Origin of the sequence: Kytococcus aerolatus, assembly GCF_900187395.1 — a bacterium.
Classification (GTDB): domain Bacteria; phylum Actinomycetota; class Actinomycetes; order Actinomycetales; family Dermatophilaceae; genus Kytococcus; species Kytococcus aerolatus.
This window is the reverse complement of the sequence record NZ_FYEZ01000001.1, coordinates 526,641-547,158: the sequence shown is the minus strand read 5'-3', so window position 1 is coordinate 547,158 and position 20,518 is coordinate 526,641. Positions and strand designations below refer to the sequence as shown.

General features: G+C 74.4%; 18 protein-coding genes. 11 read left to right on the top strand and 7 right to left on the bottom strand.

Annotation, left to right across the window (positions count from 1 at the left end):
* Window positions 1-128: 128 nt before the first annotated feature.
* The gene (locus CFT82_RS02475; RefSeq protein WP_088817495.1) at window positions 129-398 is read left to right on the top strand and encodes a F0F1 ATP synthase subunit epsilon; all 270 of its coding nucleotides are present in this window, start codon (window positions 129-131) and stop codon (window positions 396-398) included.
* 5 nt (window positions 399-403) lie between these two features.
* Window positions 404-838 (top strand): DUF2550 family protein, encoded by a 435-nt coding sequence (locus tag CFT82_RS02470; protein ID WP_159461827.1) that lies wholly within the window; start codon window positions 404-406, stop codon window positions 836-838.
* Between the two features lie 58 nt (window positions 839-896).
* On the opposite strand, the gene CFT82_RS02465 is transcribed toward CFT82_RS02470, so the two are convergent.
* Both CFT82_RS02465 and nucS read right to left on the bottom strand, forming a co-directional pair.
* Window positions 897-1,511, bottom strand: a complete 615-nt coding sequence (locus CFT82_RS02465; RefSeq protein ID WP_088817493.1) for a cob(I)yrinic acid a,c-diamide adenosyltransferase — start codon at window positions 1,509-1,511, stop codon at window positions 897-899.
* A 56-nt stretch (window positions 1,512-1,567) separates the two neighbouring features.
* Complete coding sequence (gene nucS, locus CFT82_RS02460) at window positions 1,568-2,263, bottom strand: endonuclease NucS (protein ID WP_088818288.1); 696 nt, start codon at window positions 2,261-2,263, stop codon at window positions 1,568-1,570.
* Window positions 2,264-2,325: 62 nt separating this feature from the next.
* On the opposite strand from nucS, the gene CFT82_RS02455 reads away from it, so the two are divergent.
* The 3 genes from CFT82_RS02455 to CFT82_RS02445 all read left to right on the top strand — a co-directional run bounded on the left by CFT82_RS02455 (window position 2,326) and on the right by CFT82_RS02445 (window position 5,325).
* Window positions 2,326-3,981 (top strand): 3-hydroxyacyl-CoA dehydrogenase NAD-binding domain-containing protein, encoded by a 1,656-nt coding sequence (locus tag CFT82_RS02455; protein WP_088818287.1) that lies wholly within the window; start codon window positions 2,326-2,328, stop codon window positions 3,979-3,981.
* Between the two features lie 4 nt (window positions 3,982-3,985).
* Entirely contained in the window at window positions 3,986-4,288 is a 303-nt protein-coding gene (locus tag CFT82_RS02450; RefSeq protein ID WP_234994237.1) for a hypothetical protein, read from the top strand.
* Between the two features lie 176 nt (window positions 4,289-4,464).
* Window positions 4,465-5,325 carry a L,D-transpeptidase family protein gene (locus CFT82_RS02445; RefSeq protein WP_088817492.1) on the top strand — a complete coding sequence of 287 codons (861 nt, stop codon included), beginning with the start codon at window positions 4,465-4,467 and terminating at the stop codon, window positions 5,323-5,325.
* Between the two features lie 121 nt (window positions 5,326-5,446).
* Here CFT82_RS02445 and CFT82_RS02440 read toward each other — a convergent pair whose 3' ends face one another.
* Both CFT82_RS02440 and CFT82_RS02435 read right to left on the bottom strand, forming a co-directional pair.
* Window positions 5,447-5,818, bottom strand: coding sequence for a hypothetical protein (locus tag CFT82_RS02440; protein WP_088817491.1), 372 nt, complete (start codon window positions 5,816-5,818; stop codon window positions 5,447-5,449).
* Window positions 5,815-6,528 carry a hypothetical protein gene (locus tag CFT82_RS02435; protein WP_200815026.1) on the bottom strand — a complete coding sequence of 238 codons (714 nt, stop codon included), beginning with the start codon at window positions 6,526-6,528 and terminating at the stop codon, window positions 5,815-5,817. Before CFT82_RS02435 ends, CFT82_RS02440 begins: the two co-directional genes overlap by 4 nt.
* Window positions 6,529-6,873: 345 nt before the next feature.
* Here CFT82_RS02435 and CFT82_RS02430 point away from each other — a divergent pair, with 345 nt between their 5' ends.
* Window positions 6,874-9,576, top strand: a complete 2,703-nt coding sequence (locus tag CFT82_RS02430) for an FtsK/SpoIIIE family DNA translocase (protein WP_200815066.1) — start codon at window positions 6,874-6,876, stop codon at window positions 9,574-9,576.
* A complete protein-coding gene (locus CFT82_RS02425) occupies window positions 9,576-10,274 on the top strand; it encodes an ion channel (protein ID WP_088817489.1) in 699 nt (232 codons plus the stop codon). The genes CFT82_RS02430 and CFT82_RS02425 overlap by 1 nt, the downstream gene beginning before the upstream one ends.
* 8 nt (window positions 10,275-10,282) lie before the next feature.
* Here the strand turns inward: CFT82_RS02425 and CFT82_RS02420 are convergent, their stop codons facing one another.
* Window positions 10,283-11,488, bottom strand: a complete 1,206-nt coding sequence (locus CFT82_RS02420; protein WP_088817488.1) for a dipeptidase — start codon at window positions 11,486-11,488, stop codon at window positions 10,283-10,285.
* An 82-nt stretch (window positions 11,489-11,570) separates the two neighbouring features.
* Between CFT82_RS02420 and rimO the strand changes: the two genes are divergently transcribed.
* Genes rimO through CFT82_RS02400 form a run of 4 tightly spaced genes read left to right on the top strand, consistent with a single transcriptional unit; the run spans window position 11,571 to window position 14,662 of the window.
* Window positions 11,571-13,160: a 30S ribosomal protein S12 methylthiotransferase RimO gene (gene rimO / locus CFT82_RS02415; protein WP_088817487.1), complete on the top strand. Its 1,590-nt coding sequence runs from the start codon at window positions 11,571-11,573 to the stop codon at window positions 13,158-13,160.
* Window positions 13,157-13,789: a CDP-diacylglycerol--glycerol-3-phosphate 3-phosphatidyltransferase gene (gene pgsA, locus CFT82_RS02410; protein WP_088817486.1), complete on the top strand. Its 633-nt coding sequence runs from the start codon at window positions 13,157-13,159 to the stop codon at window positions 13,787-13,789. The genes rimO and pgsA overlap by 4 nt, the downstream gene beginning before the upstream one ends.
* Window positions 13,786-14,310: a CinA family protein gene (locus CFT82_RS02405; RefSeq protein ID WP_088818285.1), complete on the top strand. Its 525-nt coding sequence runs from the start codon at window positions 13,786-13,788 to the stop codon at window positions 14,308-14,310. Before pgsA ends, CFT82_RS02405 begins: the two co-directional genes overlap by 4 nt.
* Before the next feature lie 31 nt (window positions 14,311-14,341).
* Complete coding sequence (locus CFT82_RS02400; RefSeq protein WP_088817485.1) at window positions 14,342-14,662, top strand: helix-turn-helix domain-containing protein; 321 nt, start codon at window positions 14,342-14,344, stop codon at window positions 14,660-14,662.
* 40 nt (window positions 14,663-14,702) lie between these two features.
* Here CFT82_RS02400 and CFT82_RS02395 read toward each other — a convergent pair whose 3' ends face one another.
* Together CFT82_RS02395 and CFT82_RS02390 are read right to left on the bottom strand one after the other, a co-directional pair.
* Window positions 14,703-15,533 carry an Fpg/Nei family DNA glycosylase gene (locus CFT82_RS02395; RefSeq protein ID WP_088817484.1) on the bottom strand — a complete coding sequence of 277 codons (831 nt, stop codon included), beginning with the start codon at window positions 15,531-15,533 and terminating at the stop codon, window positions 14,703-14,705.
* Window positions 15,526-20,484: an Lhr family helicase gene (locus tag CFT82_RS02390; protein ID WP_088817483.1), complete on the bottom strand. Its 4,959-nt coding sequence runs from the start codon at window positions 20,482-20,484 to the stop codon at window positions 15,526-15,528. The genes CFT82_RS02395 and CFT82_RS02390 overlap by 8 nt, the downstream gene beginning before the upstream one ends.
* Window positions 20,485-20,518: the final 34 nt, after the last annotated feature.

Genomic DNA, 20,518 nt, shown 5'->3' with positions numbered 1-20,518 from the left:
GCCGCCACGGGTGGGTGTTGCCACCTGTCGGGGAGGGGCGCCGGGACGCGTAGGATGACCCCACCGGTCGCGTGGCCGGTGCCCCAGACGACGCAGGCCCAGACCCTGCAGACCCCTAGGAGATGCCGGTGAGCCAGTTGACCGTCGACCTCGTTGCCGCGGACCGCCAGGTGTGGAGCGGTGAGGCCTCCATGGTGACCGCCCGCACCACCGATGGTGAGCTGGGCATCATGCCGGGCCACACCCCGCTGCTCGGCGCGCTGACCGAGGGCACCGTCGGCATCCACACCGCCGGTGGCAAGCAGGAGGTCCAGATCAACACCGGCTTCCTCTCCGTGGACTCCGACCGTGTCACCATCGTGGCCGAGCAGGTCGACGCCAGCACCCTGCCGGCCTGACCGCGGTGGCGCAGGACGCACTCACGCTCGTCGAGATCGTCCTCGCTCTCGCCCTCCTCCTGACGCTCCTCTGGATCGGCTTCAGCGGCTGGCGTCGGTGGCGCATCGCCGGGGGGTACTCGACCGTCGTCGGGGTGTTCCGGCGGGGTGACGAGTCCGGGACCGTCCTCGTCCGCCTCGGACCGCGGGCCCTGGCCCTGCACCCCCTGTGGGGACTCAGCACCCGGCCGCAGCTGGCCGTGGAACGGACCAGCATCGAGCTGGAGCTCCTGGAGGAGACCGGGCCGACGCCCGGGAGCCGCTGGGTGCGCGCCCGGGGCACCGTGCTCGGCGGGGAGAGCACCAGCGTCGATCTCGCGCTGACCCCCGGGGACGGCCGGGCCCTGCGGGCCTGGCAGGAGACGCTGCCCCCGGGGCACGCCGTCCGGTTCTCGCTCTGACGGTACGCAGGAGGGGCCCGCCACCGGCGGGCCCCTCCTGCGTCAGCGGACGGTGGCCTCAGGCCTGGCGGCCCCCACCGGGCTGCCACAGGACGTCACCCTCGGCCCCCGCGGCACTGCGCGCGAGGATGAAGAGCAGGTCCGAGAGCCGGTTGAGGTACTTCGCCGGCAGCGGGGAGACGCCACCGGTGCCCTTGGGGGCGTCCTCCGCCGCAGGGTCGCTGCCGTGCACCTCGACAGCCGTCCAGGCCGCGCGCTCCGCGCGACGGACCACCGTGCGTGCCACGTGCAGGTGCGCCGAGAGCGGGCCACCCCCGGGGAGGATGAAGCTGGTGAGCCGCGTGAGCTCCTCGTTGAAGCGGTCGCAGTCGGCCTCGAGGTCGTCGATCCACTCCTGCGTGACGCGCAGCGGCTCGTACTCGTAGCTGGCGCGCAGAGGGAGCGAGAGGTCCGCCCCGACGTCGAAGAGCTCGTTCTGCACCCGACGGACCACCGCGGCGATGTCCGCCCGGTCGTCGGCGTGCAGCATCGCGACACCGAGGGCGGCGTTGGCCTCGTCGGAGTCGGCGTAGGCGATCAGCCGTGGGTCGTCCTTGCGGGTGCGGCCGAAGTCGCCCAGCCCGGTCGTGCCGTCGTCGCCGGTGCGGGTGTAGATGCGGGTGAGGTTGACCATGGGGCCACCCCATCACACGTGCGTGTCCTCGTGCGCCCCGAAGGACCGGGGAACCCTCAGAAGAGACGTGCCTCGGCGTCGTCGATGCCCTGCAGCGCCTCGTAGTCGAGGGTGACGCAGCGGATGCCGCGGTCCTCGGCGAGCACCCGGGCCTGGGGCTTGATGACCTGGGCGGCGAACACGCCCTGCACCGGGGCCAGGTGCGGGTCCCGGTTCAGCAGCTCCAGGTAGCGGGTCAGCTGCTCCACGCCGTCGATCCCGCCGCGGCGCTTGATCTCCACCGCGACGGTGGTGCCGCTGGCGTCCTTGCACAGGAGGTCCACCGGTCCGATCGCGGTCATGTACTCGCGGCGCACGAGCGACCACCCGTCACCGAGCGTCGTGACGTGCTCGGCGAGCAGCTTCTGGAGCTGCGCCTCCACCCCGTCCTTGACCAGCCCGGGGTCCACGCCGAGCTCCTCGCTGTGTTCGTGGAGGATCTCGTGGAGGTGCACGACGAGCTGGTCGCCGGACTTCGCGTGACGGACGGTCCACACCTGCCGGACCCCCTCCTCGCGGAGCTCCTCGGAGGGCTCGGACTCCATCAGCGTGCACGGCGGGGTCATCCAGTTGAGGGGCTTGTACGAGCCCCCGTCGGAGTGCACGAGCACCGAGCCGTCGGCCTTCACCACCAGCAGGCGGGTGGCCAGCGGGAGGTGGGCGGTGAGGGCTCCGGTGTAGTCGACCTGGCAGCGGGCGATGACGAGACGCACGGGGCGCACTCTAGGCGACGCCCCCCGGAACGCCCTGGATGCGCCGTGGCACAGTGGGGGACATGATGCGCATTGAGTCGGTGGGAGTGGTCGGGCTCGGCACCATGGGCGCCGGCATCGTCGAGGTCTTCGCCCGGGGCGGTGTGCCCGTGGTGGGGGTCGAGACGACCGCGGAGCTCGCCGAGCAGGGGCGGGGGCTGCTGACCGCCTCGGTGGAGCGAGCGGTGGCCCGGGGGCGGTTGGACGAGGCCGCCGGTCGCGCCGCCCTGGAGGCGGTGACCGTCACGACCGACCTGGCGGACCTGGCGCAGGTGGACCTCGTGGTGGAGGCCGTCCCGGAGCGCATGGAGGTCAAGCGCGAGGTGATGCGTCGGCTCGACGCCGTCACCGGGCCCGGGGCCATCCTGGCCACGAACACCTCCAGCCTCTCGGTCACCGAGATCGCCGCGGTCACCGAGCGCCGGGAGCGGGTGGTGGGCATGCACTTCTTCAACCCGGCCCCCGTGCAGCGCCTCGTGGAGGTCATCCGCACCGCAGTGACCGACCCCGAGGTCGTCGAGGCCGTGCGAGAGCTCGCCGAGCGGATCGGCAAGGTGCCGGTGGTCGTCGCCGACCGCGCCGGCTTCGTGGCCAACCACCTGCTCTTCGGCTACATGAACCGCGCCGGCCAGCTGTACTTCGACGGCGTCGTGAGCCGCGAGGACCTCGATGCCGCGATGCAGGTGGGCGCCGGCCTGCCGATGGGCCCGCTGGCCCTCATGGACCTCGTGGGCCTGGACGTCTGCAGCGAGATCGGCGGCGTCATCCACGCGCTGACGCACAAGGACATGCACGCCCCCAGCCAGGAGCTCGCCACGATGGTGCGCGCGGGCCTGCTGGGTCGCAAGAGCGGCGTCGGCTTCTACCCCTACTCGCCCGAGGCCAAGGCGGCCGAGGAGAGCCGGGCCGCTGCGCCCGCGACCCCGCGCGAGGTGACCTCGGTCGGTGTCGTCGGCGCCGGCGAGCGGGCCGACGACCTCGCGGCGGCGCTGGCCGGCGCGGGGGTGGAGGTCGTCCGCATCGAGGCGGCGACCGCGGACCTCTCTGCGCTGGCCGGCGTGCAGGTCGTCGTGGAGGCGGCCGAGGTCGCCGAGCCCGAGGACGAGTGGCTGGTCGACGTCCCGCTGGCGGAGCACGACGCCGAGCTCACCGAGCTCTTGATCGAGTTCGGTCGGGTGCTGCCCGAGGGCGCGGCCGTCGTGAGCCTCTCCGCGGACGGTGCGGTGGAGGTCGCGGCCCTCACCGGTCGTCACGACGCCTCGGTGCGGGGCGTGCTCCACGACGCGACCCCCGCCGGTCGGGTCATCGAGCTCGGCCGACTGGCCGGCACCTCGCCGGAGGTGCTCGCCACGCTCCGCGCGGTCCTGGGCGCGGCCGGCCTCACCCCGGTCGTCGTCCGCGACCAGCCGGGCCTCGTGGTGGAGTCCCTCATGGGCCCTTTCCTCAACGAGGCGGTCCTCATGGCGCAGTCCGGCTACGCGACGCCCGAGGAGATCGACAGCGCCATGCGCTTCGGCTGCGGCTACCCGATGGGGCCGTTCGCGATGATCGACCACTGGGGCGCCGACCGGGTGCTCGACATCGTCGACGAGCTCTTCGCCACCACCGGCGACCCCGGGCTCGCCCCGGCGGCCGAGCTCGTGGAGCGGGCCACGCTGAACCGTCCCTTCGGGGCCTGAGCGGGTGGGGAAGGGCGCACGGCGCGGCGGGTCCCGGGGGAGCGCCCGGGCCCGCCGCTCCATCGGTGCCAGCGGACCGCCGCTGGGCGCCCTCTCCCACACCCCCGACCGCACCGAGTGGCGCGGCGGGCGGGAGTTCGTGGTCCGCACCCTCCGGGGGAACAGCGAGGGGCGGGTCTACCGCTGCCCGGGCTGTCACCAGGAGCTCGCCTCGGCCGTGCCCCACTACGTGGTCTGGCCCCATGACGGCATGCTCGGCGTCGAGGACCGCCGGCACTGGCACACCCGGTGCTGGGAGATCGGGTGAGTGCTCACAGGCCCCTCACAGCGGCGGCGCGCTCGTGCACAGATTCCTCACAGTGGGTCGGCGAGGGAGACATCTCGGCCCACCTTGGCTAGGCTGGTGCTGCAAGCCGACGCCCCAGGGGGACGGGGCAGGTGAGGGGATGCCTCGCCGGGTCGGCGCGAGAGAGGGGAGAACCAATGCACGCCATCCTGCACGACGCCACCGTTGACCGTCGCCAGCTGATGCTGGGCGCTGGCGCGCTCGGAGCGGTCGGGGTCGCCGGCCTCGCCGGGGAGCCCGCCGAGGCCGTGACGGCGGCCGCCCGGCGACCGAAGCTCCGCCGGGGCTCCAGGAGCCAGTACGTCCTCTGGATGAAGAAGCGGCTCGTGGCCGCCAAGTGCTGGCCGGGCGCGATGACCACCTACTTCGGCCCGCAGTGCCAGCAGGCGGTCTACGCCTTCCAGAAGACCAACGGCCTGTACGCCGACGGCGTCGTCGGCCCGCAGACCTGGGCCGCGCTCTTCGCGCCGAAGCCTTTCGTGCCCCGGGCCACCTCCGGGCGGTGGGTCGAGATCGACCTGGACAAGCAGCTGCTGGTCTACGTCCGCCACGGCCGCGTCGTGGAGATCCACAACACCTCCACCGGCAACGGCAAGGGCTACTGGTTCAACGGCAAGTACTACCCGCACGCCGTCACCCCGCGTGGCACCTGGTACAGCATGTGGACCACGGGTGAGGACGGCTGGCGCCACGGTCAGCTCGGGAAGATGTGGCGTCCCTGGTTCTTCGCCCCTGGTGGCTACGCCATCCACGGCTCCACCTTCATCCCGCCCTACCCGGACAGCCACGGCTGCGCGCGCCTGACGGTCGCCGCCATGAACCGGTTCATCTCCTACGGATGGATCCGCGGGGACCGCAACCTGCGCATCTACGGCACCGGTCCGAACCAGGCGCCCCTGGGCGCCACCGTCCGGGCTGCCGGGGCGGGCGCCCTGCCGCCGAGCGAGTCCGCGCACGCCGCCGACCTGGGCCTGACCTCGGTGCGCCAGATCGACTGACCACGGTCACCCCGCACGAGGGGGCCGGGAGCCGTGCGGCTCCCGGCCCCTCGTCGTCCCGGCCCCTCCGGCCAGAGCGCGTCCCCCTGGCCCGGTCGGGGGAGCGGTGCACCGCTCCGGCTCAGGTCGAGAGCAGGAGGAGGAGACGAGCGATCCCACCCCAGGCGCAGGCCCACAGCAGGCTGGCGAAGGTGCCGATGATGAAGCGCTCGGAAACCGCGCCGCTCTTGGCGGTGCGCAGCTCGGGGTAGCGCCCCAGTCCCTTCACCGCGACGATCATGGTCAGGGCGTACTCCGAGCCGGCGCACACCGCGGCGAAGGCGGCGGTGCGCTCCAGGACCCCGATCCACCGCCCACCAGGCAGCTCCAACCCGTCCGGGTCCGCCGACTCCACCCGGTTCAGGAACCAGCGGACCACCGGGCTGCCCAGGGCGGCCGCCACGGCACCGCAGAGCAGGACGATGGGGAGGGCGTTCGGGTCCAGCCAGTTCATCGCTCGTCCTCGTCCTCGTCGCCCCCGTCGTCGGGGACGGGGCCGGTGCGGGTGCTCCCGACCGCTCGCCCGGCCGCTGCCGCGAGCAGGTCGGCACACAGGATCCCGCCACGGCGTCCCTCGGTCCAGCCGGCGGTGCGCAGGCGCTGGCTGACCGCGGAGGGGCTGATCCCCAGGGTGCGGGCCACCGCCTTCTGGGAGTCGGAGCGCTCCAGCAGGTCCGTGACCTCCCAACCCTCCGCGGTCCGACGGGACAGGAGGGCGGCCCACAGCCACAGGGCCCCCTCGGCGGCCAGCACCGCCTGCTCGATCCCGCCCTCCGCCGGCTCGTCAACGCCCACGTTGGCGTCCACCGCGAGGTCCTGCGGGCAGCGATGAGCGCGCTCCACGGCCCGGCGGGCCGCGATGAACGCCGGGCCGCGCGCCGAGCGGACCGACCGGGGGAGGGGCTCCTCGACCGGCCCCAGGCCGATGCCGACCTGCCACTGGCCGGTGCGCAGGAGGGTGCCGATCGTGTCCACAGCGGCCTCGGCGCTGGGCGTGACCCCCTGGATCTCGTCACCGGCGGTGCGCTCGAAGGGGAGGCTCCCCGGGAGGGTGGCGGTGGGGAGCGCGGCGAGGGCCTCCAGCGCGCCGGGCACCGCGTCGGCATGGCGGCGCGAGGCCCGCTGGTCCGCCGTGATGACGATGAGTCCCTGACCTTCACCCATGACGGTGAAGCATAGACCCTTCATGCTCGCGCCCTTCAAGCGTGGAGGGTCCGGCGTGGGGGGCGAGGCCCTGTCGCCGGAGGCGCCTACCCTGCGAGGGTGGCCGACTCACGTACCCGCACGACCTCCCCGAAGCGTTCGACCCCCCGCTCCGACTCCCGGACCGCCTCGCGCTCGCGCCGCACGACGACGGCTGCCCGCTCGACGCGCTCCGGGGGTGGTGCCGGCAAGGGGTCGGCGAGCCGTGGAGCCGCCTCCCGCAAGGGCTCCGGCGCGTCCCCGGCCCGCGGTGGCCGGGCGGCCTCACGGGCCCCGGAGCGCAGCGGTCCGGGTCTCCTGAGCCGCATGGTCACCGGCACCTGGAACGGCATCACCGGGATCTTCGGGGGGGCCGTCCGGAGCGTCGGCGGGTCTGCCCGCGGCCTGGAGCGGGACCACGCCCGGGACGGCGTGGCCTTCGTGCTGCTGGCGCTCGCGGTGGTCATCGCCCTGCGGGAGTGGTGGGGTCTCTCGGGTGCCCTCGGCGGGGCGATCCACGCGGTGGCCGCTGGCACCTTCGGTCTCGTGGCTCAGGCCCTGCCCCTGCTCCTCCTCCTGGTGGCCGTGCACCTCTTCCGGCGCCCCTCGGAGTCCGCCGACAACGCCCGCTGGGTGGTCGGCTCCACCAGCGCGATCTTCGCGGCGTGCGGCCTGACCGCCGCGGCCCAGGGCTTCCCCGACGCCGCCCAGGGACTGGGGGATGTCCGGGGGGCCGGCGGGATCCTCGGCTACCTCGTGGCCAACCCGCTGCGGGTGGGCATCACCGGCCTGGGGGCCACCATCGTCCTCTCGCTGCTGGCCTTCTTCGCGCTGCTGGTGCTGACGGCCACGCCCGTGCACCGCATCCCCGACCGGCTCGGCGAGCTCGGGGAGCGCCTCTTCGGCCGGGAGGAGGAGTGGGACGGCGAGCGGGACTCCCGGGGTCTGCCGCGCCGGCTGCGCGGTGCGGACGAGGAGGACGGACAGCCGGTCCGCGCCCGTCGCCGGGGCCGGGGGGAAGCCGAGGGCGAGGAGACGGTCCCCTTCGACCAGGCCGCGGAGGTGGACCCGAGCCCCCGGAAGTCCGTGCGGACCGCGCGCCGCACCCGCAAGGCCGATGCCGTCGACCTGGCCGACGGGCTGGGGAAGGACGACACCCGTGCCCTGGCGGTCGACGAGCAGCCCGACGACCGCGGTGCCACGCCGCTGGACGAGGCGCCGAGCGACCAGCCCGCCCGCAGCCGGCGTCCCGGCGCCCGGCCAGGTGCCAAGCCGGGCGCCAGGCCCACGCCCGAGAAGCCGGTCGACAAGCCGACCGACGCGGTGCCCCCGCCCACCTCGCAGCTGCCGCAGCGGGTCGAGCAGCTCGCCCTCTCCGGTGACGTCACGTACACCCTCCCGGACTCCTCCCTCCTCAAGCCGGGCTCCCCGCACAAGGAGCGCTCGGCGGCCAACGACGCGGTCGTCGAGGCGCTGACGAACACCTTCGAGGAGTTCAACGTCGACGCCCAGATCTCCGGGTTCACCCGGGGGCCGACGGTCACCCGCTACGAGGTCGAGCTGGGCCCCGGCGTCAAGGTCGAGCGGATCACGGCGCTGAGCAAGAACATCTCCTACGCGGTGGCCTCCGCCGAGGTGCGGATCCTCTCGCCGATCCCGGGCAAGAGCGCCATCGGCATCGAGATCCCGAACACCGACCGCGAGAACGTCTCGCTGGGCGACGTGTTGCGCAGCGAGAAGGCGCGCAACCAGACCCACCCGATGGTCATGGGCGTCGGCAAGGACGTCGAGGGCGGGTACGTCATCGCCAACCTGGCGAAGATGCCGCACCTCCTGGTGGCCGGTGCCACGGGCTCGGGAAAGTCGAGCTTCGTGAACTCGATGATCACCTCGATCCTCATGCGCTCCACGCCCGAGGAGGTGCGCATGGTGCTCGTCGACCCCAAGCGGGTGGAGCTCACCGTCTACGGCGGCATTCCGCACCTCATCACCCCGATCATCACCAGCCCGAAGAAGGCCGCCGAGGCGCTGCAGTGGGTGGTCCGGGAGATGGACCAGCGCTACGACGACCTCGCGAACTTCGGGTTCAAGCACGTCGACGAGTTCAACAAGGCGGTCCGGTCCGGTGCCGTCAAGGTGCCGCCGGGCTCCGAGCGGGAGCTGCAGCCTTACCCCTACCTGCTCGTGGTGGTCGACGAGCTCGCCGACCTCATGATGGTCGCCCCGCGCGACGTCGAGGAGTCGGTCGTGCGCATCACGCAGCTGGCGCGTGCCGCCGGTATCCACCTGGTGCTCGCCACCCAGCGCCCCTCGGTCGACGTCGTCACCGGTCTCATCAAGGCCAACGTGCCCAGCCGCATGGCCTTCGCGACCTCCTCGCTGGCCGACTCCCGCGTGGTCCTGGACCAGCCGGGTGCCGAGAAGCTCATCGGGCAGGGTGACGCCCTCTTCCTGCCGATGGGGGCCAGCCGCACGATGCGTGTACAGGGCGCCTGGGTCAACGAGTCCGAGATCGCGGAGGTCGTCGCCCACGTCAAGGGACAGCTCGCCCCGAGCTATCGCGAGGACGTCGCGCAGGTCGCCCCCAAGAAGGATGTGGACGAGGACATCGGCGACGACCTCGACGTGCTGCTGCAGGCCACCGAGCTGGTGGTGAACACCCAGTTCGGCTCGACCTCCATGCTGCAGCGCAAGCTGCGGGTGGGTTTCGCCAAGGCCGGGCGCCTCATGGACCTCATGGAGTCCCGGGACATCGTCGGTCCCTCCGAGGGGTCCAAGGCACGCGACGTGCTCGTGCGCCCCGAGGACCTACCGGCCACCCTCGCCCGGCTCCGCGGCGAGGACGTGCCGGAGGACCTGGCCGAGGACGCCGCCGGGGAGGAGCAGGCCGAGGACGCGACCGGTGGTGAGCCGGCCGCGGCGCCCCGGCCGGCCACCGACCGGTATGCCGACGTGGACACCTCCGAGTTCTCCGTCGAGTCCGAGGAGGACGACGAGGACGAGGACGCCTGGCAGCTGACGGGCCGCTGATGCTGCGCCACGGAACGCGCCCCCTGCCGCCCTGGTACGTCCGCTGGTGGCGGGCCGTGCTGGCCAACCCCTCGGCGGTGCTGCTCGCGGTGCAGCTGGTGAGCGTCATCCTCTACCCCTTCACGAGCGACCGGGGCCCGGGGCGGGTGGGGCTGGCCCTGCTCGGCCTGCTCGTGCTGGTGCTCGCGCTGCGCGCCGTGCGCCGGACCCCGACGCTCACCTGGGTGGCGGTGCTGGTGGGCGGACCCGCGGCGCTGCTCACCCTGGCCCAGGTCGTGTGGCCCGACAGCGCCGCGATCGAGCTGGCCACGATGCTGGTCAGCTCGGCCTTCTACTTCTACGTGGTCGTCTCGCTGCTGGTCTACATGTTCGCCGACAACTGGGTGACCAGCGACGAGCTGTGGGCCACGGGGGCCACCTTCACGGTGGCCGTCTGGGCCTTCGCCTACACCTACGGCGCGGTGCAGATCATCTGGCCGGGCTCCTTCTCGGCGCCGCACGGGGAGCAGCTCGCCTGGTTCGAGCTGATCTTCCTCTCGTTCACCACCATGACCGGCACCGGCCTGTCCGACATCGCCCCGGCGGGCGCGCACGCCCGGTCCGTCATCGTGCTCGAGGAGATGGCGGGGATGAACTACGTGGCGCTCGTGGTCGCGCGCCTCATGGGTCTCACCCTGACCAAGTTCCGCAACCGCTGAGCCCGGCCTCAGCCGACCCCGTCGAGCTGTTCGATCCGCCACCGGCGAGCCGGCTCGTCGGCGAGCTGCTCCGCCACGTCGTCCGCGGCCTGCAGGACCCGCAGGGCGTTCGTGCCGGCGAGCTTCGTGAGCTCCTCCCGGCTCCACCCACGATCGGACAGCGCCGCGAGCAGCCGCGGATAGCTCGAGACGTCCTCGAGCCCCTGCGGCAGCAGCGGGGTGCCGTCGTAGTCGCCCCCGAGGCCGACGTGGTCGATCCCGGCCACCTCCCGCAGGTGCTCCACGTGGGCCACGACGTCCTCCAGGGTGGCCACGGGGTCGGGGTGCTCGGCCAGGTGCCGCTCGGTGAAGGCCTCGAACTCCGGAGTGCCCGGTGCGTGCCCGGCGTCCCGGGCGGCCTCCTCCCGGGCGGTGCGTGCGTCGGCGACGGCCTGGTTGACGAAGCTGGGCACGAAGGTCGCCATGCACACCCCGCCGTTGGCGGGCAGGGCGGCGAGGACGTCGTCGGGCACGTTGCGCGGGTGGTCGGTGACCGCCCGCGCGCCGGAGTGGGTGAAGAGGACCGGGGCCCGGGTGGCGGCCAGCGCGTCGCGCATCGTGCCGGGGGCCACGTGGGAGAGGTCGACGATCATGCCGATCCGGTTCATCTCGGCCACGACCTCGGTGCCGAAGCGGCTCAGGCCGCCGATGCGCTCGACGTCGGTGGCGCTGTCGGCCCAATCGACATTGCTGTTGTGGGTGAGGGTCATGTAGCGCACACCCAGCTCCCGGAGCAGGCGCAGCGTGGCCAGGGAGCTGTTCATCGAGTGCCCACCCTCGGCGCCCAGCAGGCTCGCCACCCGGCCGGCCGCGTGGATCCGGCGGACCTCGGTGGCGGAGTCGGCCAGCTCGAGGCGCTCGGGGTGGCGGGCGCAGAGGGCACGCACCCGGTCGATCTGCTCCAGCGTGGTGCTCACCGCGGCGTCCCCGGAGAGCTGGGCCGGCACGAAGACGCTCCAGAACTGGGCCCCGACCCCGCCGTCCAGCAGGCGGGGCAGGTCGGTGTGCGTGGGAGTGTGCGTGCCGAGCGTCCCGCCGGCCAGGTCGGCGACCGTGAGGTCGGTCTCCTCGGGGTGCTCCAGCGCGAGCTCGTGCAGGCGCCAGGGCAGGTCGTTGTGGCCGTCGACGAGGGGGGTCTCGCGCAGCAGGGAGCGGATCTCGGCACAGTCGGACATGCCTTCACCCTCCCATGCCGCCCCGAGCAGGGTGCTGCACCGGGCAGACCCCGGCCGGGGGTCGCGGACCTAGACTGGGTCCATGAGCTCTCCCTCCACCGACGCCCTCCCCGAGACCGAGCGGCCCAGCGTCCACATCGCGACCCTGGGCTGCACCCGCAACGCGGTGGACTCCGAGGAGCTGGCCGGGCGGCTGGCCGCGGCCGGCTGGGAGCTCGCGGAGGAGGCGGACGGCGCCGATGTCACCGTGGTGAACACCTGCGGCTTCGTGGAGTCGGCCAAGAAGGACTCCATCGACGCGCTGCTGGAGGCGCACGACCTGAAGTCCGACGGGCGCACCGGGGCGGTCGTGGCCGTCGGGTGCATGGCCGAGCGCTACGGCTCGGAGCTGGCCGCGGAGCTGCCGGAGGCGGACGCGGTGCTGGGCTTCGACTCCTATGCCGACATGTCGGCCTCCCTGCGGGCGGTGCTCGACGGGAACGCCCCGGCCGCGCACACCCCGGGGGACCGGCGCCGGCTGCTGCCGCTGTCCCCGGTGGACCGGCAGGCCGGGGCGGCGGGGGTGGCTCTGCCCGGGCACGGCGACGTCTCCCCGGAGGAGGCCGCCGCGGCCGGGTTGGCCGCGATCACGCCGGTCGAGCCGGGTGACGCGAGCCTGGACGGGCCGGCGCCCGCCTCGGGGCCCTCGTCGGTGATCCGCCGCCGGCTCGACGACCGCCCGTGGGCGCCGCTGAAGATCGCCTCGGGCTGTGACCGGCGCTGCGCCTTCTGCGCCATCCCGTCCTTCCGGGGGGCCCACATCTCCCGCCGCCCCACCGACGTGCTCGCCGAGGCGCGCTGGCTGGCCGAGAACGGGGTCCGCGAGCTCTTCCTGGTGAGCGAGAACACCACCTCCTACGGCAAGGACCTCGGCGACCTGCGGCTGCTCGACGCGCTGCTGCCCGAGCTCACCGCGATCGGGGGCATCGAGCGGGTGCGCGTGAGCTATCTCCAGCCGGCGGAGACGCGTCCCGAGCTGCTCACAGTCATGACGAGCACCCCCGGGGTGGTGCCCTACTTCGACCTCTCCTTCCAGCACGCCTCCGGTCCGTTGCTGCGCCGGATGCGTCGCTTCGGGGACGCCGAGTCCTTCCTCGGACTCATCGAGCAGGTGCGTGCGGCCGCGCCCACCGCCGGCATCCGCTCCAACGTCATCTGCGGCTTCCCGGGGGAGACCGAGGAAGAGGTCGACCTGCTGGCCGACTTCGTGGAGCGCGCCCAGCTCGACGTGCTCGGGGTCTTCGGCTACTCCGACGAGGACGGCACCGAGGCCGAGCGGCTCGGTGACAAGCTGCCGCAGGAGGTCGTCGACGCCCGGGTCGCCCGGATCCGCGATCTCGCCGAGGAGGTCATGGCCCAGCGGGCGGCCGACCGTGTCGGGGAGTCGGTCAGCGTGCTCGTGGAGGAGATCGAGGAGCTCGAGCTCCTCGACGAGGACACCGGGGAGCCGACCGGGGAGAGCGCCCGGCAGGTCATCGGTCGCGCCGAGCACCAGGGTCCGGAGGTCGATGGCGTGACCATCCTGCAGCGCACCGACGGCTCGGCCCCCGACCTGCGGGTGGGGGAGATCGTGGCCGCCACGGTGGTCGGCTCCGAAGGGGTCGACCTCGTGGCCCGGGGGGAGCTCGCATGAGCCACCCGTCGAGCGCCCCGCGCCGGACCGGGGCCACGGAGGTGAATCCCGAGGCGAGCGCCTGGAACATCGCCAACGGCCTGACCGTGCTGCGGATCCTCATGGTCCCGGTGTTCGTCTGGCTGCTCCTGCACGATCCCGCCCCGGACGGTCAGCACCTGGCCGCCTGGTGGTCCTTCGCCGTCTTCGCCCTGGCGGCCATCACCGACCGGATCGACGGCGACCTCGCCCGGAGCCGGAATCTCGTCACCAACTTCGGCAAGATCGCCGACCCGATCGCCGACAAGGCCCTCATCGGGTCGGCCCTGGTCTGCCTGAGCCTCGTCGGCCTGCTGCCCTGGTGGGTCACCGTCGTCATCCTCGCCCGGGAGCTGCTCATCACCCTGGTGCGCTTCGTGGTCATCCGCTACGGCGTGATGGCCGCCAGCCGGGGCGGGAAGCTCAAGACGGTCCTGCAGTCGGTGGCGGTGGCCTTCATGCTCATGCCCGTCGAGCCGGTCGTCATGGTCGGCTTCTGGATCATGATCGCCGCGATGGTCGTCACGGTCGTGACCGGCCTGGACTACCTCGTGGACGCCTGGCGGCTGTGGACCCGCGGGCGCCGCGAGCGCCCCGCCCCGCAGCGATGAGCCCGGCCGCCCGGGTCGTCGCGGTGCTCACGGCCCGGGGGGAGACCGTGGCGGTCGCCGAGTCCCTCACCGGAGGGCTGGTGGCGGCCTCCCTGACGGCGGTGCCGGGGGCCTCGGTCGTGGTGCGCGGTGGTGTGGTGGCCTACGCCACCGAGGTCAAGGCCTCGGTGCTCGGCGTCGACCCCGCCCGGCTGGAGCGCACCGGGCCGGTGGATGCCGAGGTGGCCCGGGAGATGGCGCGGGGAGTGGCCCGGCTGCTGGGTGCGGACTGGGGACTGGCGACCACGGGCGTGGCCGGTCCCGGACCCGCCGACGGGCACCCGGCCGGCACCGTCCACGTCGCCGTCGCGCGGCGCGGTCGGGCGGGGCGGGAGGACCGGTGGGAGCTCACCGACCGGGTGCTGCGTCTCGACGGTGACCGGGAGGCCGTCCGGGAGGGGACGGTGACGGCCCTGCTGCTCGACTTGCACCGGCAACTAGACTTGGACGATCCCTCCCGGGCCGGCGACCTGCTCGCCTGAGCCGGGGGATCACGACGAGGAGGAGGGCCAGATGGTGGTCATGCGACGAGAGGTCGGCGACGTCCTGCGCGAGCGCCGGCTGGACCAGGGCCGGACCCTGCGGCAGGTGTCCTCCGACGCCTCGGTCTCGCTGGGCTATCTCAGCGAGGTCGAGCGGGGGGAGAAGGAAGCCAGCTCGGAGATGCTCGCGACGATCTGCCGGGCTCTGCACCTGCCGATGTCGGAGATGCTCACCGACGTGGCGATGCGGGTGGCCGTGGCCGAGGCGGAGGAGGCCATGCGGGTGCCGGACTCGCTCGCCGAGCTCCCGGCCGGGACGGTGCGTCGGCGCGAACCGGCCCCGGTGGGCTGACCAGCCGCCGATCTCACGGTGAGCCGCCCCTCGGGGCGGCTCACTGCGTTCGGGAGCTCGTGCGGGGCGTTGCCCCGGGGGTGGACGCCTGACAGCTCGGGCAGTGGAAGAACACCCGGTCGTGGGGCGCATCCCCGACCGGGTCGAGGGCGATCGGGGTGCCGCAGACCAGACAGGCCGAGCGGACCCGGCCGTGCACCCACCGGGTCTCCCGCAGGTGGCGGGGCGTGGTGCGGCCCTCCCACGGCCCCGGGGTCCGGCAGGCCGCCGCCAGCGCCATCCGGGCGGTCTCGACGACGGCCTCCAGGGTGGCGTCCGGGACCGCGCCGACCGGGCGCCAGGGGTCGACCCGGCGGAGGAAGAGCGGCTCGCTGGCGTAGATGGTGCCGATCCCCGCCAGATTGCGCTGGTCGAGCAGGGCCGCCGCGATCGGACGGTCCGGGTCCCGCCGGAGGTTGGCCAGGGCGACCGGCAGGGACCAGTGGGGGCCGAGCAGGTCCGGTCCGAGGTGGCCCACCAGGTGCTCCTCGGCCTCGGTGGGGACGAGGTCCAGCATCCCCAGGGTGTCGCCGACGGCCAGCCGGGTGGCGGTTGCCAGGACGGCGCGGGTGGTGCGGGGCAGCCGGGGCGGGCGACCTGCGGGGTGGACCCGCCAGCTGCCCTCCATGCGGAGGTGGGAGTGGAGGGTGAGCCCGCCCTCGAGGCGGTGGAGCAGGTGCTTCCCACGGGGGACGACCTCCAGCGTCCGGCGCCCGGTGAGGTCGGTGGTGGCCAGCGTCGGCCAGCGCAGCTCGCTGCGGGCCAGCTCGTGCCCGGCCAGCGCGGCGTGCAGCTGCCGGGCGGTGTGCCAGACGACGTCCCCCTCAGGCACGGAGCCTCCACCCCTTGGGAGTGGGCACGAAGCCGGCGGCCTCCAGGGCCGGGACGAGTGGTGAGTCCCCGCGCAGGGCGGGTTCGCCGTCGATCCTCTCCACCGAGAGCACGGGCACCCGCCGCTGCCGGATCGCGTGGGCCGCCACGGTGGCCGCCCGGGCGAGGAGCGCGGGGTCCTCGGTGAAGGTGAGCGCCGTGCGGCCCCCTCGCTCCCACCACACGGCGGGGAGGCCGTCCACCAGGGCCACGAGCGCTCCGGCCCGTCGGGCCGGGCGGTGGCCACCGCCGGTGGTCTCCGGCCAGGGCAGGGCGGCCCCGTGGGCGACCGCCGGGTCGCAGGCGCTCAGGAGCCGGTCGGTGCCCCGGGACTGCTCGCCGCGGACGAGGTCGACCGCCCCGGTGGTGGCGAACTGGGCCGCCCCGAGGGTGTCGACGAAGTACCCGCGGCGCACCCGTCCGGCGTCCTCGGCCGCCGCGAGCACCTTGTACAGGGCGGCGAACCCACCGTCCACCTCCTCGGCGGCGACGGCGCCGCGGGTCACGATCCCGTGCCGGTCCAGCGCCACCTCGGTGGCGGCGACGGCGCGCACCGTGGGATCGGTCTCCCGCTCGGGCAGCAGGGACCAGCGCCCGGTCAGCACCGCCGGGGTGCTGGCACCGACCTGGCTGCGCAGCCCGCCGGAGCGGGCGGGGGCGAGGCCCCGCAGGGACGTGGGGCGGCCCGAGACCCGGGACCGGCGGCCGCTCGGTCGGGACCGGTGGGTCGTGCGTCCCCCGGCGAGGCGGGCCCGGACCGGGGCGAAGGTGTCGCTCGTCAGGCGCCCGGCGCCCACGAGCTCCCAGACCGCCTCGGTCCACTCCGGGTCGGTGACCGGCCGCGCCGTCTCCTCGGCTGCTTCGCCCCCGCGCTCTTGGGCGGCCCGGAGCTCAGCGAGTCGCTGGGCGCCGCCGGCGGCCAGCAGTTGCGCCACCTGCTCGGCCCCCGGTCCCGACGGTGCCGCGTCGACCGGGGGCAGGGGCAGCGTGGCCGGTGCCTGGTCGGCCGGGTGGAAGCTCACCCAGAGATCGTCCGCGGCCAGCAGGCCGTGGCCGGCCCAGAGGAACTCCCCGCTGGCGAGGAGCTCGTCGAGCATGGCCGGGTCGTAGTCGACCACGCGAGCCGGGAGCACGAGGGACTCCACCGCGCTGGCCGGCAGCACCGCCCCGGTGAGCTGCTCCAGGGCGCGGGCCACCGCGTCGACCCCACGGCCCGGGGCGTCGAGCCCCTGCCAGCGGGGGACGAAGCGGGCGAAGTCGTCGGGGTCGACCGGCTCCACCTCGGCGCGCAGGGCGGCCAGCGAGCGGCGCCGCAGCCGGCGCAGCACCTCCGCGTCGCAGAAGTCCGGACCCACCCCGTCGACGCTCTCCCGGCCGCCCAGCGCGGTGGGCAGCAGGGCGCCCTCGACCAGGCGCCCGGAGCGGACCAGCTCCCGCAGCACCGGGAGCACGACCGCCCGGCCGAGGCCGAGGCGCTCGGCGAGCGCCCCCGGGGTGAAGGGGCCGTGGGTGCGGGCGTGGCGGATGACGAGGTCGGTGAGCGGGTCGTCGCTCGCCGCGAGGGCAGCCTGGGGGAGGCCGGGCGGCACCGGGGTGCCCAGCGCGTCGCGGAGGCGGGCGACGTCCTCCACCGCGGCCCAGCGGGGGTCCCCGGCGATCGGCAGCTCCACCGCCCGGCGGGCGGCGGCCAGCTCAGCGGTCCACGCCTCGAGATCGGCCCCCTCGACGCTGCGGGCCGCGATCTCGCTGCGGCGCAGCGGGCCGAGGACGCGCAGCAGGTCGGCCAGGTCCTCGGCGGACCGGGCGCGGCGGTCCGGTGTGGTGTGCTGGAGCTCGGCCTGGGTGGTGGCCACCGCCTCCGGGTCCAGCAGGTCGCGCAGGGCGGTGCCCTCGGAGCGTCCGAGCAGGTCGGCCAGCAGCGTCGGGTCGAGGGCGAGGGCCGCCGCCCGCCGCTCGGCCAGGGGGGAGTCGCCCTCGTAGAGGAACTGGGCCACGTAGCCCAGGAGCAGGTTCTGGGCGAAGGGGCTGGGCTGCGGGGTCTCCACCACGTGCAGCCGGACCTCCCGGGCGGCCAGGCGCCGCATGAGCTCGGTGAGCGCGGGGACGTCGTAGACGTCCTGCAGGACCTCGCGGACGGTCTCCAGGACGATCGGGAAGTCGGGGTGCCCGGCCGCCACCTCGAGCAGGGAGGCTGCTCGCTGCCGCTGCTGCCAGAGGGCCTGCCGACGGTCGGGGCGGCGGCGGGGCAGGAGGAGCGCCCGGGCCGCGCACTCCCGGAAGCGGGAGGCGAAGAGCGCCGAGCCCCCGACCAGGGCGGCCACCGCGTCGTGCACCTCCTCGGGGTCGATCGCGAGGAGCTCGCCGAGCGCGGTGTCCAGCGAGCCGGCGTCCACGGCGACGGGCCCCGGTCCCGCCGGGGTGCCGGCACCAGCCGGACCGGGGAGGGGGTCGGGCACGGCCCAGGCGTCGATCCCGCCGAGGTCGGGGATCCGCAGGACGATCCCGTCGTCGGCGTGGAGGGCCTGCACGTCCACGCCGAAGCGCTCCCGCAGCCGCTCGGCCAGCACGAGCGCCCAGGGCGCGTGGACCGGCGAGCCCCACGGGGAGTGGAGGACCACGCGCCAGTCGCCGAGCTCGTCCCGGAAGCGCTCCACCACGAGGTCCCGGTCGCCGGGCACGGTGCCCGTCGCCTCGGTCTGCGCTCGGACGTGGGCGGTGACGTTCGCCACCGACCACGCGTCGAGGCCTGCCTCCTCCAGTCGCTCCCGCACGGTGGTGGCGGGCGCGGTGGCCACCTCGCGGACGAAGGCCCCCAGGTGCGCCCCGAGCTCGGCCGGGCGGCCCAGCCCGTCGCCGTGCCAGAAGGGCAGACGGCCCGGCTGCCCCGGCGCAGGGGAGACGAGCACCCGGTCGTGCGTGATGTCCTCGATCCGCCAGGCGGAGGTGCCCAAGGTGAAGACGTCGCCCACCCGTGACTCGTAGACCATCTCCTCGTCGAGCTCGCCGACCCGCCGTCCCGGCCCGTCACCCCCGGCGAGGAAGACGCCGAAGAGCCCGCGGTCGGGGATGGTGCCGCCGGACAGGATGGCCAGGCGCTGCGCCCCCGGGCGGGCGGTCAGCAGGTCGTCCACGCGGTCCCAGACCAGCCGGGGCCGCAGGTCGGCGAAGTCCTCTGAGGGATAGCGGCCTGTGAGCATCTCCAGCACGGACTCCAGCACCGCGCGCGAGAGGTCCGACCACGGGGCCGCGCGCCGCACCATCGTGTGCAGCTCCCCGACCGACCAGTCGTCCATGGCACACGCCGCGACCACCTGCTGGGCGAGCACGTCCAGCGGGTTCGCGGGGATCCGCAGCGCCTCAATGCCGCCGCTGCGCATCTGCTCGACCACCACCGCGGTCTCCAGCAGGTCCTGCCGGTGCAGGGCGTGGAAGCTGCCGCGGCTGACCGCCCCCACCTGGTGACCGGCGCGCCCCACCCGCTGCAAGCCGCTGGCCACGCTGGGCGGGGACTCCACCTGGACCACCAGGTCCACCGCGCCCATGTCGATGCCGAGCTCCAGCGAGCTCGTCGCCACCACGGCCGGGAGCGTGCCGGCCTTCAGCGCGTCCTCGATCTCGGCCCGGTGCTCCTTGCTCACCGACCCATGGTGCGCCCGCGCCAGCACCGCGGGTGCCCCGGCCGAGGCGCCGGCCTGCGCCATCATCTCTGCGGGTGATCGGGGGCTCGATGCGGTGACTCGTCCTGCGCGGCCGCGGTCGGTGTCGCCGCCGTCTGCACCCTCGTCGGCTTCGGCTGCGCTGCCCGCGTCGGTGTCGGCCAGGGCCACCCGCTCGGCCCAGATCTCGTTGAGCCGCGCCGTCAGCCGCTCGGCCGACCGGCGCGAGTTGCAGAACACCAGGGTCGAGGTGTGGCGTGCGATCTCCTCGACGATGCGGTGCTCCACGTGGGGCCAGATGCTCGCCCGGTCGCGGGGATCGGCCCCCGCCACCTCCGGGGAGAGGTCCGCCAGCGTGAGGTGCTCCGGAAGGGAGAGCTCGGACTCGACGTCCGAGGTGCCTGGCACGCCCGGCGCTCCCGGCGCGCTGTCGCCCGCCGAGGCCACCGCACCCGCCCCGCCCGGCACGCTCCCCGCATCGGGCTGGGCGGGGGAGACCTGGGGCGCGGTGCTCAGGTCGGCCATGTCCGGCACGTCGGCGTGGACGGACAGCTCCCACGCCTTCTCGGCCGGCGGCTGGACGATCGTCACCGGGCGCCCGCCCGTCAACCAGCGCCCCACCTCGTCCACCGGGCGGACCGTCGCCGAGAGCCCGATCCGCTGCGCGGGCCGCTCCAGCATCGCGTCCAGGCGCTCCAGGGAGAGCGCGAGGTGGGCGCCCCGCTTCGTGCCGGCCAGCGCGTGGACCTCGTCGACGATCACGGTGGTCACCCCGGTCAGCTGCTCCCGGGCCCGTGAGGTGAGCAGCAGGTACAACGACTCCGGGGTGGTGATCAGGACGTCGGCCCCGCGGCTGGCGAACCGGCGGCGCTCGGCCGCCGGGGTGTCCCCGGAACGCAACGAGACACTCACCTGCGGCGCCTCGCCCCCCAGTCGGGTGGCCGCGTGCCCGATGCCGGACAGGGGCGCCGAGAGGTTGCGCTCCACGTCCACCGCCAGGGCCTTCAGCGGCGAGACGTAGATGACGCTGCACGGCGCGTCGGGGGGCTGCTGATCCCCGTGCGGGACGAACCGGTCGAGGGACCACAGGAAGGCCGAGAGCGTCTTGCCGGAGCCGGTCGGGGCCACCACGACCGTGTTCTCCCCGCGGCTGATCGCGTCCCACGCCCCGGCCTGGGCGGTGGTGGGCGCCGCGAAGTTCGCCTCGAACCACGCGCGGGTGGGAGGGGAGAACCGCTGCAGCACGTCATCGGACATCGGGGGTCAGCCTGCCACCGACCACCGACGACCC